The 20272-nt window shown below is 33.4% G+C and carries 15 protein-coding genes; 6 read left to right on the forward strand and 9 right to left on the reverse strand.

Annotated elements, in window-relative coordinates; translation table 11 throughout:
- Positions 1-35 precede the first annotated feature (35 nt).
- The 6 genes from EV196_RS11905 to nagB all read left to right on the forward strand — a co-directional run bounded on the left by EV196_RS11905 (position 36) and on the right by nagB (position 12838).
- Positions 36-746 carry a LytR/AlgR family response regulator transcription factor gene (locus EV196_RS11905; protein WP_132217984.1) on the forward strand — a complete coding sequence of 237 codons (711 nt, stop codon included), beginning with the start codon at positions 36-38 and terminating at the stop codon, positions 744-746.
- Positions 747-948: 202 nt separating this feature from the next.
- The gene (locus EV196_RS11910) at positions 949-3444 is read left to right on the forward strand and encodes a T9SS type A sorting domain-containing protein (protein WP_132217985.1); all 2496 of its coding nucleotides are present in this window, start codon (positions 949-951) and stop codon (positions 3442-3444) included.
- Positions 3445-4271: 827 nt separating this feature from the next.
- Positions 4272-7607 (forward strand): SusC/RagA family TonB-linked outer membrane protein, encoded by a 3336-nt coding sequence (locus tag EV196_RS11915; RefSeq protein WP_132217986.1) that lies wholly within the window; start codon positions 4272-4274, stop codon positions 7605-7607.
- A gap of 12 nt (positions 7608-7619) precedes the next feature.
- Positions 7620-9335 carry a RagB/SusD family nutrient uptake outer membrane protein gene (locus EV196_RS11920; protein WP_132217987.1) on the forward strand — a complete coding sequence of 572 codons (1716 nt, stop codon included), beginning with the start codon at positions 7620-7622 and terminating at the stop codon, positions 9333-9335.
- A 199-nt stretch (positions 9336-9534) separates the two neighbouring features.
- Positions 9535-10863, forward strand: coding sequence for a sugar MFS transporter (locus EV196_RS11925; RefSeq protein WP_132217988.1), 1329 nt, complete (start codon positions 9535-9537; stop codon positions 10861-10863).
- Positions 10864-10909: 46 nt separating this feature from the next.
- Entirely contained in the window at positions 10910-12838 is a 1929-nt protein-coding gene (gene nagB / locus EV196_RS11930; RefSeq protein ID WP_132217989.1) for a glucosamine-6-phosphate deaminase, read from the forward strand.
- A gap of 130 nt (positions 12839-12968) precedes the next feature.
- Here the strand turns inward: nagB and EV196_RS11935 are convergent, their stop codons facing one another.
- The 9 genes from EV196_RS11935 to EV196_RS11975 all read right to left on the reverse strand — a co-directional run bounded on the left by EV196_RS11935 (position 12969) and on the right by EV196_RS11975 (position 20230).
- Positions 12969-13859: a universal stress protein gene (locus EV196_RS11935; protein ID WP_165876157.1), complete on the reverse strand. Its 891-nt coding sequence runs from the start codon at positions 13857-13859 to the stop codon at positions 12969-12971.
- A 79-nt stretch (positions 13860-13938) separates the two neighbouring features.
- Positions 13939-14178, reverse strand: coding sequence for a hypothetical protein (locus EV196_RS11940; RefSeq protein WP_132217991.1), 240 nt, complete (start codon positions 14176-14178; stop codon positions 13939-13941).
- A gap of 26 nt (positions 14179-14204) precedes the next feature.
- A complete protein-coding gene (locus EV196_RS11945) occupies positions 14205-14663 on the reverse strand; it encodes a pyridoxamine 5'-phosphate oxidase family protein (protein ID WP_132217992.1) in 459 nt (152 codons plus the stop codon).
- 314 nt (positions 14664-14977) lie between these two features.
- On the reverse strand, positions 14978-15883 hold the full coding sequence (locus EV196_RS11950) for a mechanosensitive ion channel family protein (protein ID WP_132217993.1): 906 nt from the start codon (positions 15881-15883) through the stop codon (positions 14978-14980).
- Between the two features lie 8 nt (positions 15884-15891).
- Positions 15892-16188, reverse strand: coding sequence for a chaperone modulator CbpM (locus EV196_RS11955; RefSeq protein WP_132217994.1), 297 nt, complete (start codon positions 16186-16188; stop codon positions 15892-15894).
- A gap of 2 nt (positions 16189-16190) precedes the next feature.
- Complete coding sequence (locus EV196_RS11960) at positions 16191-17078, reverse strand: DnaJ C-terminal domain-containing protein (RefSeq protein WP_132217995.1); 888 nt, start codon at positions 17076-17078, stop codon at positions 16191-16193.
- A 134-nt stretch (positions 17079-17212) separates the two neighbouring features.
- Complete coding sequence (locus EV196_RS11965) at positions 17213-17887, reverse strand: ABC transporter ATP-binding protein (RefSeq protein ID WP_132217996.1); 675 nt, start codon at positions 17885-17887, stop codon at positions 17213-17215.
- A gap of 1 nt (position 17888) precedes the next feature.
- On the reverse strand, positions 17889-19151 hold the full coding sequence (locus tag EV196_RS11970; RefSeq protein ID WP_132217997.1) for an ABC transporter permease: 1263 nt from the start codon (positions 19149-19151) through the stop codon (positions 17889-17891).
- On the reverse strand, positions 19151-20230 hold the full coding sequence (locus EV196_RS11975) for an efflux RND transporter periplasmic adaptor subunit (RefSeq protein ID WP_243652234.1): 1080 nt from the start codon (positions 20228-20230) through the stop codon (positions 19151-19153). The genes EV196_RS11970 and EV196_RS11975 overlap by 1 nt, the downstream gene beginning before the upstream one ends.
- Between the last annotated feature and the right edge of the window lie 42 nt (positions 20231-20272).

Genomic DNA, 20272 nt, shown 5'->3' on the forward strand with positions numbered 1-20272 from the left:
CTTAAGAAACAACTTTAACAGCAAAAACAAAAGCGATGAAAATAAAATGTTTAATTGTAGATGATGAACCTTTGGCGATTAACGTAATTAAAAATTACCTAGAACAAATTGAAGACTTTGAAGTAATTAATACATTTACCAATGCTATTTCCAGCTTAAATTTTTTAAAAACCAATAATGTTGATGTTATTTTTTTAGATATTAACATGCCTGTTTTAGATGGTATCAATTTTATTAAAAGTTTAGAAAATCCGCCACTGGTAATTATTACAAGTGCTTACGAAGAATTTGCCGCAGAAACCTACGATTTAGATGTGTTAGATTATTTAGTGAAGCCTATCGAGTTTCCTAGATTTATGAAAGCTCTAAACAAAATAAATAGAAGGCTAGATAATAATAAAACCTTTAACGATACTACCAAAGATCGCCCGTATCTTTTTGTTAAAATTGACAAAAAGAAAATGAAAAAGATATTTTTAGATGAAATACTTATAATTGAATCGTTAAAAGATTATTTAAAAATAAGTACAACAACGGGAAAATATATTATACATAGCACACTATCTGACTTTACAGATTTGCTGCCTTCTAAAGATTTTATACGCATACACAGATCGTATACCGTTGCCATGGATAAAATTGACGCGGTTGAAGGTAACAGTATAGAAATAGAAGGTCTTAGATATGTTATTGGCAGATCTTACATTGATGAAGTGAAACAAAAAATATTGAATTCTTCTATATAAAAACCTCTCATCCTTTTACTCATATTCTGTAATGCTATTCCAGATAGTTCATTTTTTGCTTTAACCCTGTAAAACTGAGTTAAAAACAGTCTATCGTTTCTGTTAAGTTATCTGCCTAAGTAATCAATACCTTTAGAGAAAAAATTAGATATTTTTTCTTCTTCTTTCTATCTTCATAAGATTAATCCGCAACAAACTTTTTATGATGAAAGAATTACTTAAAAATTTAATGCTCACTGTTTTATTGGTTGCAACTTCTGCAACTTTTAGTCAAGCTAGTTTTAATTTCACAGGAAAACCAACGGAATTTCATCCAGATGGAACTTTAGCAACCTCTGCGCCTATTTCGTTTGTGATGAGCAATGTTCCAAATGATACCGATAATATTATCCGTTTACGGTTATATCTATATGCCAATGGTATTTCTACTACAGATGCCTCTGGCAATCCAGTTGATGATGGCATAACCTGGAGTACAACTACTGATAAAAACAACTATTATCTGGGGCTTATAAATGATGCCGATGTAAATAACGGTTTTTACAGAACGGAAACAATAGACAATGGCAATGGAACCTTCACAAAAACCTATACTATTTTTAATGTTTCAAATAACGGCTCTGGTGATACATATAGAAACGGCGGTATTGATGATGGTGCATATTATGCACCTATAATAATATTAATAAACGCAAATGGTCAGCCAAGGTATAACACCAATGGAGATTTGGGAACTGGTAATGGAAATGATCCACTTATAGTAGATCAAGCAACTTTAGACCAAAGTCCAGATGAAATTGCAGCACATTTAGCGTTTTCTTACTATCCACCAGAAGAAAACGAAACCACAGGTAATGGTGAATTTCCACATATTCTCGCAAACTCATCCATCGATTTACTTGGTACTGGAGATGGATCTGGAAAACAAAATCAAATTATAACTTTTGATACCGTAGGCAAAAAAAGTACAACTGATGCTCCTTTTAATGTTTCGGCTTCATCCACTTCCGGCTTAACCGATATATTTTACAGTGTTACATCAGGGCCTGCAACAATTAATGGTAGTACGGTAACATTAAATGGTACTGTTGGTACTGTAACCTTAAAAGCAGAACAAGCAGGTAATGCAGATTTTAATGCAGCAGAAACCTTTCAGCAATTTGAAGTTATAGATCTTAGCACTTTTTCGCCTTCCATTTCAACACCACTTACTGAAGATTATCCTTTAGAGATGCCCGCATTTTATGCCTATCCAATTTATGTAACATCTGCTATTGAAGAAGCTGATTTAATAACCATAAATAATATAGAAATTACGGTTGATGAGACACCTATAGCAGTAACCAGCAAAAACAACTTGCATTATGCGCTATGGACTCCAACTTCATATGGATCTCATACCATAAAAATTACAGCTTATGGATCCAATGGTGTTAATACAACCATTACAAAAACCATTCAAGTTACCGATGTTATAAATACTCAAAATGTAAAAACTATGGATGATGTTATCATAGAATACAACACTACAAATAGCCGTAATTTCTATGGAACTTTTACCATGCCACAACATGTTGGCAGTTATAACCAAATAATAGCAAATTTATTAGTAGAATGTCCATCTACAACCGGAGATTGTGATAATTGGGACCGTAGAGCATTTATTGATGTTATGGGGCCAGACAGAAACTGGATTCAAATTATCCGCTACGTGACTCCTTTTGGTGTGGGTTGTAGCCATACTATTGATTTAACCGATTATGCAAGTCTACTTCAAGGTGAAGTACAATTTAGAATGTTTATTGATACTTGGGGTACAGGTGGTTGGCAAATATCTTTAGATTTTGATTTCAATAAAGGGACACCTCAATATTTATATTCCAAAGTAGATGAATTATGGGATGGCAACTGGGATCTTGGAAATCCAGACGACCTACAACCTGTTCCTGTGGCAAACTATACTTATGATGCTAATATATTAAGCTCTCATTTGCGTTTATCTAATACTGGGCATGGTTGGGGAAGTAATAATTCTCAAAATGCTGCTGAATTTTATCATGCTACTAATTATATTGATATTGATGGTGTACAAAATTACGAGCAAAACTTATGGAATACATGTAATCCAAACCCTGATGGTTGTAGTCCGCAAGGAGGTACATGGACCTACAACCGGGCAGGATGGTGCCCAGGCTCCATTGCGCCTCCAGACATTGTTGATATGACCTCTCAGATTTCTAAAGGTTCTGTTAACTTCAGTTATAGATTCGACCCAACCTATGTTGATTATTGTCATCCTAATAATCCTGATTGTGTTACTGGAGTTACTTGTACCGATTGTAATGATGGATATAAGGCACAATACTATATTGATGGTCAACTTATTAATTTTAGTAACACCCCATTATTACAAGTTAGTTTAGACGTGGAAGAGGTTAATAACACAGCAAACTACAAGTTCCTTGCACACCCAAACCCATCAAATGGCATTTTCCATATATCGAGTACAGGTACTATGGGTAAATCTGTAATGCATGTAGTATCTGTTTCTGGAGAAATTTTAAAAACCTATTATTTTAATTCTTCTGAAGAAATAAATAACACAACGTTTAATTTATCATCGCTGGCTAAAGGTCTATATTTTGTAACTATAGAAAATAATGCTGGTCAAGGAAATTTAAAGCTTATTATTAAATAAGTTAAGGTAACTTATTTAAGTAATTTACACAGTATTAAAAAAAACGAGGCTGTCTAAAAAGTGTCATTCTGCGTTATATTGTCCCGAAAGATATCGGGACTGTCGAAATATTTTAATTTATTGATAATCAATATCAGTTTCGACACACTCAACCGCACAAAGTAAATATAATACACTTTTCAGACCGTCTCGCTTTATATTATAAATTATGAGTATTACCGAGTTTCTTCATTATTAAATTCTTTTCTAAAATTGAATTAAAAACTTGTCTAAACTATTTATTAAAAGAACTTAATTTTTAAAAAGTATAGGGTGTTTAAAAACAAATTAAGTGAATCAACTACAAATCTCTATAAAAAAATTCCAATTCATAAAAACTTACAATTCTGTAAAAACAGTACTTTAGTTTTCAACAATTACCACTAAATCTTCCAAATAATTAAGGTTTATTTAACATAATAATCCATTTTTTGTCGAAGCACCGAAGTTATTGGTCGAAATTATTCATTTATATAATGAGGAAACATTTAAGTTTAATGAATAGTAATAAAATTAGTTTTCGTAAATTAAACGTGTAACTAACTAAAAGTGTTTATAATTTTGAATTAAAAACCAATATCTTTTACAATAAAAAAATTTAAACTAATTCAATTATTAACTAAAACCTAACATGTATGATAAAAAAACTACTCCTAATTACTAAACACACGCAGCTTCTAAGAAACTTACTCGAATATTTTAGACTGTACAAAAAGTATCAAGGTTTAGCTCCCTTTTAAAAAATTACTAATTAACTAATTGTCTAACAATAATAACTAAACAAGCTTATGAAAATTAAATTAAACAGTACTTTTTTCTTTTTCAGAAAAAGGCTACTACTAACCATTTTAAATTCTTTTGCTTTTTTGTGCTTCACAAGTGTTTTTAGTTTACCTACAAACACGATTGGAACCGAAGAAAAAACAGATAAAACTACACAACAACTTCAAATATCTGGTGTAGTTACAGATGCTAACGGGCAACCGCTATCTGGCGCAAATATTCTTGAAAAAGGAACTACTAATGGGGTACAAGCAGATTTTGACGGTAAATTTTTAATTAAAGTATCGAGTGAAAAATCAATCATTGTAGCTTCTTATATTGGTTTTGTTACTAAAGAGGTTACTGTAAACAATCAAAAAAATATAAACATTGTTTTAAATGAAGATGTATCAGCACTTGATGAAGTAGTGGTGGTTGGGTATGGTACTCAGAAAAAGGTAAACTTAACAGCAGCTTTATCTGTAGTAGGCACTGAAGTTTTTGCAGATAGACCAACAGCTAATGCTGTGCGTTCTTTACAAGGTACAGTGCCAGGTTTGGTAATTTCAAACTCTACTTCTGGTGGTGAGCCTGGTGCTGATTCTAATATCAACATTCGTGGTTTTATTACGGCTAGTGGTGGAACTGGAAACATTGGGGATGCTGAGCCCTTAGTGCTCGTAGATGGCATCCGAATGAATATGAACGATATTAATCCAGAAGACATAGAATCTGTCTCTGTACTTAAAGATGCTGCGGCTGCCTCCATATATGGTTCTAATGCAGCGGCAGGTGCTATTTTAGTAACCACTAAAACCGGTAAAAATTCAAAGGGCAAGGCTAAAGTGAGTTACAGGAGCAACATATCCTTTACGCAACCAACAACATATCCAAAATTGGCGAGTCCCATCGACTTTGCTTATACCATGAATGATGCACGTATTAATAACTTTCAAGCCCCATATCATGATGAGACCGATTTAGCCAATATTAGAGCTAATATGGCAAACCCTGGTAGCGCACCTTCTATTGTAAGTAATGCAAATGGAAATGATTGGAATTATGGCGTTATAGGTCTTGAAGGTACAGGTGCAACAAATTGGGATGATATTATTATAAAAAAATGGTCTCAAAGAACAAAACACGATTTAAGTATAAGTGGTGGTGACCAAAAATTAAACTACTACGTTTCTGTTGGTGCTTATGATGAAGATGGATTACTTGCCGTTACGGACGAATCTTTCCAAAGGTATAATCTAGATGCCAAATTTAGTGCACAGGTCAATAAATGGTTAACCGTAGAACTGTATAGTAAATTCTTGAAAAGTTTTACTGATTTCCCTACACAAACTGGTAATGGAAGTACCATACGAAACAAAACTCAGGTATTAGATTTACTTACAAAAATAAAACCTACATTGCCACAATTCGATCCTATTTATGGTGAAGAATTAATAGCACACACGTATTATCCATTTTGGAAGTATCAACGTATAAAAACTAAAAACGATCAGATTATACTGTCTCCTAAATTTATTATACAAGCGTCAAAAGATCTTAAATTAAACGTAGATTTAAACTACAGAAGAAATAATAATTTTCAAGAAATAAGTATTTTGGCGCATCAAATGATAGTTCCAAATGGCCTTGTTGATAGGGTTTCTCAAAAAGAATCGTCGTATTCACCAACGGTCTCAAGGACCGAATATTTTTCGCCAAATTTCTACGCCACGTATGATAAATCTATAAATAATCACAATTTTAATGTAACCACAGGTATTACGTCCGAGTTAAATAATTTTTATTCGCTTAATGGGAACACGGGCAATACTTATTTAATTTCTAACAGCATAGTCTCCTTAAATGCAACTGCAACAGATGCAGATACTCCAATTCAAGAAGTTAATGAATCCATAACCAACTGGTCAACCGTGGGTTATTTTGGTAGATTCAGATATAATTATAAAGAAAAATATTTACTGGAATTTACCTACAGAAGGGATGCGGCTTCACGATTTGCGCCAGAAGATAGGTGGGTAGGTTTACCTAGTTTTTCTGCTGGTTACAACATTGCTAAAGAAGATTTTTGGCCTATCGATGCCATCAATACCTTTAAACTAAGAGGTTCTTATGGGTCTCTTGGTAATCAAAATGTAGCGAATTACCTGTATCTGTCATTAATAAATACAGGCAATACAACAGGATTCTTATTCGATGGTCAACAAGCCAATTTTTCTCAAACACCCGGCTTATTAAGTGAAAGCTTAACTTGGGAAACAGTAAAAACCACAGATATCGGTTTTGATTTAGGTGCTTTTAATAATAAGTTAAGCATGGCGTTTTCTTGGTATAGAGTAGATACTGAAGACATGGCTGGTCCAGGTCTTGATTTACCCGCACAATTAGGAACAGCTCCTCCATTACGTAATGTTGGAACTTCTAGAGTACAAGGTTTTGATTTTGAAGTAAATTGGAGACAACAACTGGGAGACTTTGGCTATAATATTAGAGCTGTTTTAAATGATTATAAGCAGACTATTACAGAGTATCCAAATGATACCAATAACCTTAATAATTATTATGAAGGACAAAATTTAGGAGAAATCTATGGGTATGAAACAGACGGCTTATTTCAAACTAATGAAGAAGCTACGGCATATACTGATATGGTAGACCAATCATTCGTTAACGGTTTTGCCTACACCGCTGGAGATTTGAAATATGTAGATCAAAATGGAGATGGTGTCATTGATAATGGCAGTAATACTTTAGGCGATAGTGGAGACCTTAAAGTTATAGGTAACACGACGCCTCGTTACCAATATGGGATTACGCTTGGTTTTAATTATAAAAATTTTGATTTTAATGCCTTTGTACAAGGTGTGGGAAAGCGCGATGTTAATATGGTTCAAGGTAATTCTCAAGGGTTTAGAGGGCCATCTAACGGGCCATTCCACGCCTTTGTTTGGGAAGGTCATTTAGATTATTTTAGAGGAGAAGATACCGTAAACCCACTAGGCCCAAATTTAGATGCCTATTTCCCAAAACCTTATTTGAATGGTGGCGGTAGAACCAATAAAAACTATAGACTAAATACAACGCACTTTATACAAAGTGGTGCTTATACGAGACTTAAAAGTTTACAAATAGGATATACCATCCCTAAGAATGTTACAAAAGATCTCAACATCGATAATATAAGAATGTACGTTACAGGTGAAAATTTATTTACTGTAACTGATTTAATGTTTTTCGACCCCGAACAGGTAAGAGATTTTCCGGGTAATAATGATCTTTTAGGTAGTGCATCATCCTATCCATTATCTAGAATAGTTTCATTTGGAGTAAATGTATCATTTTAAAAAAGAATAATTATGAAAAATATATTAAAATTACTTATTCTAAGTTCAATTTTTACTTTAACATCTTGTGAAGATTTCTTAGATAAAATTCCCTTAGATACCGTTTCTGAAGCATCTTTTTATCAAAATGCTTCAGACCTACAAGCAGCCGTTAATGGCTTTTATAATGATTTACCGGGTTGGGCAAGTCTTGGTGTCGGTTATAATATTTTACCAGATAGCAATACTGACATGGGCTTGACCGAAGATCCTAGCAATAGACTCAGTGGCTTAAGTTATGACGTACCAAGCTCTGCTAATGCCTCTACATGGAGTTGGGATGAAGTAAGGGAAGTAAACTGGCTCATAGATCATTTAGATCAAGCATCAGCAAGTAGTGGCTCAGAGCAAACTTTAATTGACCAATACTCTGGTGAAGCTTATTTTTTTAGAGCGTATTATTATTTTGAATTATTAACGAGGTATGGGGATTTACCAATATTTGCTGAATATTTTGACAATAATGATACAGAATATGTTTTTGCAGGACGAGACCCTAGAAATGAAGTTGTAGATTTTATGCTTTCAGATTTAGACAAAGCGATAAGTCTCATGCAGTCCTTCCCAGAAATCTCAGGTCACCCCAGAATTAGTAAAGAAGTCGCTCAACTATTTAAAGCAAGAGTAGCCTTATATGAAGGTACTTGGGAAAAATACCATAACGGTACCCCTTTTGGTGTTGCTGGATCAGACGGAACCCGTTTTCTTCAAATAGCGGCAAGTGCTGCTGAAGCTGTAATGAATAGTGGTGTGTTTTCTTTACATGGCGACTATAGTTCCTTATTTAATCAAGTTGGATTAAGTGGTAATAGTGAGGTGATGTTGTGGAGAGATTTTAATTCTGTTACTCTAGGTATTGCTAATGTGTTACAAAAATCATGGCCTAATAGGTGTGGGTACACGAAGTTTGCTGTTGATAGTTATTTGGCTGCGGATGGCCTCCCTACTGCGATTAGTGCTGTCGACGGAAGCAATAAAGACTTAAATACTATCGAAATTGGTAGAGATCCTAGATTAGCTGCCTTAATAATGGTTCCAGGAGATGTAGTGGAAGTACGTGATGGTGTCACTACTGTATGGGAGTACCCAAACTTTAATGACGCTAACACCGGTAATACGGGTTATGAAAGCCAAAAGTATAGAAACGTAAACTATGTTGCTGCTTTTAACGATTTTACTGAGGATACATCAAAAATTATATTTCGTTACGCTGAGGCCTTATTGATTTTTGCTGAAGCAAAAGCTGAATTAGGTACTATTACACAAACAGATTTAAATAAATCTATTAACTTATTACGTGCTCGTGTTAATATGCCTGGAATTACTTTAGGAGCTATTGTTACAGACCCTAATTGGCCAAATTATGGTCACACATTAACACCTATTATCTACGAAGTACGTAGAGAACGTACTGTTGAATTAATGGCTGAAGGTTTTAGAGATGACGATTTGTATCGATGGAGAGCTCATACTTTATTTGATGGCGATCAACCAAGAGGTGCATTTTATAATGATGGTGTCGTAAATACCATTTCCATTACAACACCTGTAGATTCTGATGGGTTTCTACTACCTTTTTCAAACTTTGGAAATTACAATTTTGATGAAACCAAAGCTTATCTAAACCCTCTACCATTAGATGAATTACAGCTTAACCCTAACCTAACACAAAACCCAGGTTGGGAATAAATAAAAATATAACTTTTTAGTAAATATTAACCTGTTAAGTTAAATTTTATGAATTGCCCATGAGTTAGGTTCTATATGTATTATTTTTTATACGAAAACCTGATTTTTGGGCAATTCTTTTTTAAAAATTAGAATTTTAGTTTCTCAATAAACGAACAACAAAATAATATTTTACTAAAATTCATTTTAAATAAATTATATGACAGAACCTCAAAACCCATCAACAAAAAAGAATAATCTAGTTCCCATAATCATCATAGCCAGTTTATTCTTCATCTTCGGTTTTGTAACCTGGATAAACGGTGCGCTAATACCCTTCATGAAAACCATTAACGAGTTGACCGATGCGCAGTCCTATTTGGTAGCCTCTGCTTCGTATATATCATTTGTGGTGATGGCATTACCAGCTTCGTGGATTTTAAACAAAATAGGCTACAAAAAAGGCATGTCTCTAGGACTTATCATTATGGCCATAGGTGCGTTAGTTTTTATTCCAGCGGCCGAAGCAAGAACCTATTGGGTATTTTTAACTGGCATATTCATACAAGGTATAGGCATGACCTTATTACAAACAGCAGCCAATCCCTATATTACCATTTTAGGCCCCATAGAAAGCGGCGCAAAACGTATTGCCATTATGGGAATAGCAAACAAAGTAGCTGGTGCATTGGGATCTTTAATTTTTGGTGCTTTGCTCCTTTCGGGCATAGATAAAGTAAAAGAACAACTGGAAACGGCATCCGCAGAAGAAAAGGGCGTGCTTTTGGACACCATGGCAGATAGTGTTTTTATGCCTTATTTAATCATGGCTATTGTACTAGTCGTATTAGGGCTTTTGATTAGAAAAGCACCATTACCCCATGTGGAAGCAGCTGAAGTTGACGAACCCAAAAAAGGTACAACAGCAAAAACAAGCATTTTTCAATTTCCACATTTATGGTTGGGTGTATTAACTCTATTTGTATATGTAGGTGCCGAGGTTATTGCTGGCGATACTATTATAGCCTACGGTATATCCTTAGGTTTTCCTGCTGCCGATGCAAAGTTTTTTACCACATTAACGCTGTTTGCTATGGTATGCACCTATGCAGTAGGTGTTATATTAATACCAAAATATTTAAAACAGGTAACAGCCCTTAAAATCAGTGCTGTATTAGGAATCATTTTTAGTATTTGCATCCTGCTTACTACCGGATTTACATCTGTTTTGTTTGTAGCTGCATTAGGCATTTCCAATGCATTGGTTTGGCCGGCAGTATGGCCTTTAACTTTAGAGGGCTTGGGGAAATTCACAAAAACAGGTTCTGCATTATTAATTATGGCCATTTCAGGCGGTGCCATTATTCCGCCACTTTATGGCAGAATGGTAGACGCTAATAAACATACACTTATTTCCAATGGTATAAATGAAGTAGATGCTATTGCAACATCTTCCACACAAAGCTACTGGATCCTAATACCATGCTACGCTTTAATTTTATTCTTTGCCATGTGGGGTCATAAATATAAAAGTTGGTCAACAAAATAAGTTTTAAGAAAATAGGATATATAATTAAAAACACAAAACGAACACCATGTTACAAAGTAATATAGACAAATCGACAGATTTTGAAAAAAGGTTTGAGAACGCAGGAACTATTGTTTTTGAAAACTCCACGAGCGCATCAAAAGCAGTTGCAAAACAAATTGCAGACCTAATACGCGTTAAACAAGCCCAAAAACAACCTTGTATATTAGGGTTAGCAACCGGTTCATCTCCTAAAGGTTTGTATGCGGAATTAGTACGTTTGCATAAAGAAGAAGGGTTAAGTTTTAAAAACGTGATAGCTTTCAATCTAGATGAATACTATCCTATGGAGCCCGACTCCATAAATAGTTACGTGCGTTTTATGAAAGAATTATTGTTTAACCACGTAGATATTTTGCCAGAAAACTATCATATACCAGACGGCACCTTATCTAAAGATGATATTGCCGATTATTGCAGTAAATATGAAGCAAAAATAGAAGCTTTAGGTGGAATTGATTTACAAGTACTAGGCATTGGTGGTAATGGGCATATTGGGTTTAACGAATCTGGCTCATTACAAAACTCAAAAACGCGCTTAGTAGCCCTAGACCATATTACAAGAGTTGCAGCAAGTGGTGATTTTTCAGGATTGAATAATACGCCAAGAACCGCCATAACATTAGGTGTAAAAAAAATAATGGAAGCCAAAAGAGTGATACTTATGGCTTGGGGAGAAAGCAAATCCAACATCATCAGAGCATCTGTAGAGGGTCCCGTAACAAACCAAGTACCTGCTTCATTTTTGCAAGAACATAATAATGCCACTTTTGTACTAGATAAAGAAGCCGCATCTAAACTAACCCGTATTAACAGACCTTGGTTAGTTGAAAAAATTAATTGGACAGACAAACTGATAAGAAAAGCCGTATTAGGTTTAGCGCTTGACCTAAAGAAACCTATTTTAATGCTTACTGATGCCGATTATATAGAAAACGGTATGAGTGATTTGTTGGCAGATTCTGGGCCAGCTTACGATATTAACATTAAAATTTTCAACAGGCTACAAAACACCATTACCGGATGGCCGGGAGGCAAGCCAAATGCTGATGATAGCAAACGACCAGAGCGCGCAGAACCAGCCAAAAAACGTGTGCTTATTTTTAGTCCGCACCCAGATGATGATATCATTAGTATGGGAGGTACTTTTAGACGTTTACATGAACAAGAGCACGAAGTACATATAGGTTATCAAACCTCAGGAAACATAGCTGTAGCCGATGATGAAGCATTGCGTTTTGCAAGTTTTGTATGCGATTACAACACTAAATTTGGTATAGAAAGTAAAGAAGCCGAAGATATCTACAAAAAAGCGTTAACCTTCTTAAAAAACAAGAAAGCTAGCGAAATAGATATTCCAGAGGTGCGATACATTAAAGGGATTATTAGGCAAGGGGAAGCACGCTCTACCTGCCATTTTATAGGGATACCAGACGCTCAAATTCATTTTATGGAACTTCCGTTTTATGAAACAGGTACTATTGAGAAAAAACCTTTAGGCGAAGAAGACATCCAGATAACGATGGATCTTATCAAACAAATAAAACCACATCAAATATTTGCGGCAGGTGATTTAGCCGATCCACACGGCACACACAAAGTTTGTTTAGATGCTATTTTTGCAGCTGTAAAACAATTAAAACCAGAAAAGTTTATGAAAGACTGTTGGGTTTGGTTATACCGTGGTGCATGGCAAGAATGGAGTATTGACGATATTGAAATGGCAGTACCTATGAGTCCAGACCAAGTATTAGAAAAACGCAAAGGTATTTTTAAACATCAATCTCAAAAAGATGGTGTGGTATTTCAAGGAACCGATAGTAGAGAGTTCTGGCAACGTGCCGAAGATAGAAATAGAGAAACAGCCGATTTATACCACCAACTCGGGTTGTCTCGATACGCTGCTATGGAAGCCTTTGTAAGGTGGGAATATTAATAAATTAGGTATAACAAATTATTATATATTAACTAAAATAGCTTGGGTAAAAACCCAAGCTATTTTTTTATGGTTTATTGAGTGATAATACCGTGCAAAATTCTCAAACATCAAAATTTCGGAAGCAAATCTAATACGTTACTTCATTTTTAACGTTAGTTGTCTTTACCACTTTAAGTTTAGCACTTTGCTTATTAAAAGCAAGTACTGGAATTGTTACCACTGCCTCTAACTCTTTTACTAAATCTTTGTGAAATAGTCCGTTAAAGCTATTTTTGTTCGTGCGCTCTAGCATTACCAACATATTGGCATTTTCTTTTTTTAGAAAAGCCAATAACCCTGATTTAATTTTACCCGATGCAATGGTTCTAAAAGTGATTTCTGGATAAGAAACTTGTTTCAAAATAAGGTTTTTGAATATTTCCATACTTTTTTTTATGGAATCTTCATCATTTTCATATACATGTATTACTTCAATCAATGCGGAAAATGGCTTAGCAATTTCTACTAGTTTTTTAATGGATAAAATGTCTTCTTGTTCAAAAGCCGTAGCATATACTATGGTTGAAAGACTATTGCAACCAAAACTATTTGGAACGATTAATATAGGGACTTCAACTCTATCTAATAAAGCGTTAGCAATATTGCCAGAAAAATAGCCTCTTGTACTTTCAGGGTCTTTCATACCCAAAACAACTAAATCTGGTGACAGTTTTTTAGAAAGCTTAATAATACCATTAGTAATTGAATCATTTTCAACGGCATGAATGGTAATAGGTTTTTTTCGAAATTCATTTTTAAGATGTGTAGTACAATACTTGGTCACCATATCTTTTTGTTCATCATGTATGCGCTTACTCAAGGTCTCTTTGGGGTGAATAGTTGAAAGATTAATTGGCGGCATATCATAAACATGTATTACATGTAAATCGGCTTTCATCATAGAACTGAAACGATACGCGTAGCACAAAGATGATGAGGCATTGGTGCTACAATCTGTTGCATATATAATTGTTTTCATAATACCTTTTTTTAGGGACATAAAATTAAGAATATATATCATTTTTAGTAATGATAAATATCATAAAAACAAGATCTATTTATTTAATTTTAAAGTCCTTAGTACTCTTATCTTGATTTCTTACTTTTTTAATTCGAATATTAAGAATAGCCCCTACAATAAGCCCTATACTGAGTCCTAAAATCCCACCAGCTGTCATACCAACCGAACAATCTACTTTTATAATCATACTAACAATTATTCCTATAATACTACCGAGCGGTATGCCTATGGCAATTGCTAATGGTATTTTACTTTGTTGTTTATAAACATCATTCATAACCCTTGCTTTTAGTAGAAACTGTTCTAAATTGGCTTCCTTATTTTTCCAGTTATTTCTTCTATTTTTAAAATGTAAACTATAGGAACCGCTTCAAAATTAACTTTACCCGAAAATTCGTTAATAAAATTAAGATCTTTATCTTCTTTTTTAGAGACAAGTTTTTTTACTCCAAGTGAAAACTGATGTAATTGATATTTTGCAGTAGCTCCATCCAATTCATGAAAAGTTCCTTGTATTAATATAGATTGCCAATTATTAATTGATTGTATTTCGCAAACTTCAAGTGCAATAGCATTATTTAATCGTAATGCTTTTGTTTTGTGTCCTTCACCAGAATAACCTATAACCGTAATGTTTTTTTGGTCGTAATAATAAGTAATGGGAATTACAAAAGGTGAATTATTATATACGTATGCCAAGTGGCCAATGTAATTCTCACTTAGCATTTTTAAACATTCTTTTTTATTTAAATCTCTTATCATGGCTTCTAATAAATTTAATTTTTATAAGCACTGCTTCGGTATTTTTTCGTTTATCTCGATAGTTTTTTAGGGATGCATAAAGATAAACTCCGTTGAAATATGAAGATATTTATTATTTCAACAAAAAACCATGATAAAAATCAGTTTATAAGTTTAAAACTACAATATTGGTAATTTAAATCTGCAATTTTAATTCTCAAAGCTTAATATTCGGATGTACCGAAAAAGCATCAAAATATTGTTTTGTTGATTACTTTTTAATTCCTGTAAGTTGGAATGTGTAAGAGTAAAATTTTAAAACTTATTTTATGATGCTAAATTTTATTTTTAACATCAACTTTCAACTCAGGTATTTTAATAAGTTCAAAAGTTGTTGATGCCAAAGTAACTTTACCTTTGGTTTTTTCAACTTCCAAAAGAATTTTATCATTTAAAATATGTTTTGTTAAACGTCTTTTCTTATAGTCAACAATAAATCTTAAATTGAATTGTATCCAGTTATCTGTTAATGTAACGGCAAGTGTTGGGTCCACAACGGCATCTTCTATGTAATATTTATTTACTATTTCCGTCCATTGCGATTTTGAATTTGCAGTATATTCAGAAAGGGTTTCAGAAGCAATTTTAATGACGATGGATTTCGCCAATTCTATATCGGAACCATATTTAATGGGTAAATTAAATTCATCCCAAATAAAAGGAAAATCTTGCGAATAGTTGTAAATAGGTCCTTTAAAAACAAACGCGTTACTCAATTTTACGATGCGACCGCTATAATTATCGCTGCTTACCCACTGGCCAATTTCCATCATGGTGGTGTAGGTGCTATTTACATCTATAACATCGCCTTTAATACCGTTAATTTCAATACGGTCTCCAGGTTTGTAAACTTTAACTATAAATATAAAAAATGAACCTGCAATACTTAAAATAAGTTCTTGTAATGTAAAAGCGATGCCGGCTGAAAACAAACCTATGGCAAGGGTAAAATCTTCAATGCTTCCCGTAAAATACGAAAAAGACAAAACGATTAACACCATATAACCTATAATTTCTATGCCTTTTTGAGACTTATATCGGGCATCTGTATCGGTAACATGTTTTCTTAAAAACCGACGTAAAAGTTGAATTAAAATAAGCACAAAAGCAACTAACAACACATACTTAAAAACACTGTAAAGCGTTGGGTTTTCTATAGTCCATTGTTTTATTGCTTCCATTTTAATGTTTATAAATCTTCGTAAAGTCTTAATCTATTATGCAACATTGTAATTTCTTGTTTTAAGGATTTTACTTGTTTTAGTAAGTTATAAATAGCATCGACACCCTCTAAATTTATCTCCAAATCGTAGTGTAAACGTATCATTTTTTCAACCTCTTTTATTTGCTTGGTATGGATATAATAGTCTTCATTTTCAACTATAATTTCTACCAATTGAAATTCTTGTAACGTGTTTATAAAAGAAACCGGCACGTTATAACGATTGCAAATTAATTGAATGGGTATTAATTTCTGTGTTTCCATTATTAACGTAGTTTTTGAAGTTCTTCTATTAATGTTTTTTCTTTTTCGGAAAGATTAGTTGGTATTTTTATTTGATAGGTAATGTATAAATCTCCAAACTGATCTTCTTTTTTGTACTTAGGAAAACCTTTCCCTTTAAGTTTTACTTGAGTTCCGTTTTCTGTTTCTGGTTTTATGTTTAGTTTCACTTTTCCTTTAAACGTATCAACCATAAGTTCGCCTCCTAACATGGCTTTATACAAATCTAAATCTACAGTAACATAAAGATTGTCTTTGTCTCTTTTGAATTTTGTATTATTTACAACTGAAAACTGAATAAATAAATCGCCATTGGGCCCGCCATTAACACCTGCTCCTCCATGGCCTTTAATTTTAATGGTTTGCCCATTTTCAATACCCGCAGGAATGGTTATTCTAATATTTTTGTTATTAACTGTTAAGGTTCGTTTGTGTGCTTCGTAAACATCTTTTAGGTCTAGTTGTAATTCGGCATTAAAATCCTGACCTCTAAATTTTACTTGTCTGCCACCACTACCCGAAGCGCGACCACCAAACATATTTCCGAAAAAATCTGAAAAATCTTCTTCGGAGTATCCTCCTGAAGCTCCTTTATAATTTTGTTGATAAGCCCCCTGTTGCTGTTTTGCTTTTTCATATGCCTCGGCATTTTGCCAATGCTCACCATATTCATCGTATTTTTTTCTGTTTTCTTTATGGCTTAAAACTTCGTTAGCTTCGTTAATTTCCTTGAATTTTTTTTCGGAAACTTTATCATTCGGGTTTAAGTCTGGGTGGTATTTACGTGCCAATTTCCGATATGCTTTTTTTATATCGGACTCTGACGCTGTTTTAGGAATACCTAATATGCTATAATAATCTATATAAGCCATTTACTTGTTTTTTTATAGGTTCAAAAAGAATGCTTTAATAACTAAAAGTAAGTTTAAAAATACAAATTTTAAATGACAAATATCAGCTGTTTTTAAGCCAAGTTGAATAAAATAACCATTTAACAAATAAATAATTAAGCAATAATTTTACCATCTTCCATGGTAATAATTCGATCTGTTTTTTTTGCAAAATCCTCATCATGAGTTACAATTAACAGCGACAAACCTTGTTCTTTACTAAGCTGTTTAAAAATATTAAATACATTTTCAGAATTATGGCTATCCAAATTTCCCGTAGGCTCATCGCCCATAATTATGGAAGGATTATTAATTAAGGCCCTTGCAATGGCAACGCGTTGTTTTTCGCCACCCGAAATACGAGATGCTTTTTTTGTGGCAAGATGTTCGATATTTAAAATTTTAAGTTTTTGCATCGCGTCATTTTCAATTTCCTGATATGATTTTTCACCAAGTTTTTTCGCCGGAAGCATCACATTTTCTAAAACCGTAAATTCTGAAAGCAAATAATGAAACTGAAACACAAAGCCAATATGCTTGTTTCTTATATAGGATAATTGATCTCTAGTATTACCAGTTATCAATTCATTATTTAAAAGCAATTCACCTTCATAATCGGTATCCATGGTTGATAAAATGTATAGTAGCGTAGATTTTCCACAACCCGATTTCCCCATTATAGACACAAATTCACCCTTATTTATTTTGAAACTAATATCCTTTAACACATGAAAAAGCACGGGTTTTTTAAAGTATTTATTAACGTTTTTAGCTTCTAATACAGTGCTCATGTTATTGACCTCTAATAATGGTTACTGGATCTATTTTTTTAGCTTTTCGAGATGGTAAATAACCAGCAAAAAATGTGGATACCATAGCGAACAATATTCCTATAAAATAAAACCAAGGATTAAAATTTATAGGATACGTTTTTATTCTTGGTAATGCTTGCGTTTGAAAAGGAATGGTGCTGATTATGTTTGTGAAGATTAGCCCTATTAGCAAGCCTAAAACACCACCAATAAAACCAATTATCATGGCTTGACTCATAAAAATAAGCTGTACATCTTTACCTGAAAACCCCGTGGCTTTTAAAATGGCGATATCATTCATTTTCTCATAAATAAACATATTTAGAATGTTATAAATGCCAAAACCCGCTACAACAAGCAGTGTAATTGAAACCGCATAAGTTATCAAATTCCTAATATTGGTGCCTGTTTCAAATTGTGCATTGGCCGTATTAATGTCTACTGCTTTTAGTTTGAATTGCTGTTCAATTTTTTTTGACAAAGGCAATGCGTTCTCAATATTATAAAGTTTCACATTAATATCTGTAACATAATTTTCTGCTTCACCAAGAATACGCTGTACAGTTTTTAAATTTGAAAAGCTTTGCATGGCATCAATATCCGCAATACCACTTTGGTATAAACCAACAATTTTTAAAGGGAAAACTTCGCCTGTAATGGTACTAATTTGTATGCGGTCTCCAACATCTAAAGCCATTTTTTCGGCAATACCAATACCTAATAGAATGCCATTTTCAGTATTGAACAAAGCTTCAGGCGAACCTTTAACTATATAATCATTAAGATTGAAAAGTTTAGCTTCATCCAATATATTAACACCTAGTAAATTACCACCAATTTCAATAGAGCCAGCAATATAAAATATGGTAGCCTTTATCTGCGGAAGCGCCCCACGAACCTGCTCATTTTCTTCTAAATAATTAATAATTGGTAATGCATTATGGATTTTCTTCTGACTCAATTTGGGCTTTATAGAATGCACCACATTCATGCTATTTTTAAATTCATCATATAAAGAGATGGGCTGGTTTTTAGAAGGTTCTATTTCATTATAAATATGAATATGTGGCGTTTGATTCAGAATCAAATCGTCTAACATAGTGTTTAAACCCGTCATAAAACTTACTAAAGTAATATAAGCGCCAATGCCAAAAGTAACCCCTAAAGCAGCAATAGCCGTTTGCTTAATTTTGGTTAGCAAATGTGTTTTAGCAATGTTTAGTATGACTTTCCAATTAACCATTATTCAGGTTTATAAATACTAGTGGTTTCGGTAATTCCAGAAATAACCTCTATAAATTCCATGTTCTGCAAACCCGTAGTAATGGCTATTATTCCATCGTCTGTTTTCACTTTGTTATCATCAATAATATATTCTTTGGGTATGGTAAGCACCTGTTCTTTATTCGAAATAACAATATTAGCTTCTCCGGAAAGTCCTGGATAAAGGGTTTTTGGAGCTTCAATAAATAGCGCTTCTACCGTAAAAGTTTGATTGCGTTCGTCTTTTTTTGGATATATTTTTGAAACTTTTCCTGTGAATACGGTACCATTATATGCATCTAAAATAATGATTACTTTTTGGTCTTTTGAAATTTTTACAATATCCACTTCATCAACCAACATTTCGATAACAAATTTAGTAGCGCTACCTATGGAAGCAAGGGGATCCATAGTAGAAACGATTTCTCCGGGCTCTTTATACAAAGCATAAACTTTACCGTTTATGGTACTTTTTATGGTAAAATCTGTAGTGTTAATTAATGAAGATTGATAGTTGTTTTGTGCTTGTTTTAATGCTGTTTGTAGTTCGTTTTTGGTTCTATCGTATTTACTTTGTAAAAGTTGCAGGTTATTAGAAGCTAATTGATAATTAAGTTGCTTGGTATCATACTCTACTTTCGTACCAATATTTTGATTCCAAAGATTTTTTTGTCTGAAATAATTAACAGAATCATTTTTGTATTTCAGGTTTGCTGCAATAATTTCATCTTTAACACCTCTTAATACAGCGGCACTACCATTATAATTTTCTTTAGCTAATTCTAAGGATAATTTGGCATTTTGTGTGTTAAGTTTAGGTGTGCTATTGTTAATTTGCAACAACGCATTACCTTTTGAAACTAAATCGCCTTCTTCAACTAAATTTTTATCTAAAATTCCAGCTACAATAGCATGAACTTGATAAAGACTGTCTGGTTGAATGGTTATAGAACTATATACAGATTCTGTTAAATCTCGTTTTTCTGGATGTATTTGATCTGTGTTTTTAGAGCAAGATACCATCAATAAAAACAGACTTATTAATTGAAATAGTTTCATATTTAATTTGGGTTTTCTATAATATCATTAAAATCCGTCCTC

The organism is Mariniflexile fucanivorans (assembly GCF_004341235.1).
GTDB classification, from domain to species: domain Bacteria; phylum Bacteroidota; class Bacteroidia; order Flavobacteriales; family Flavobacteriaceae; genus Mariniflexile; species Mariniflexile fucanivorans.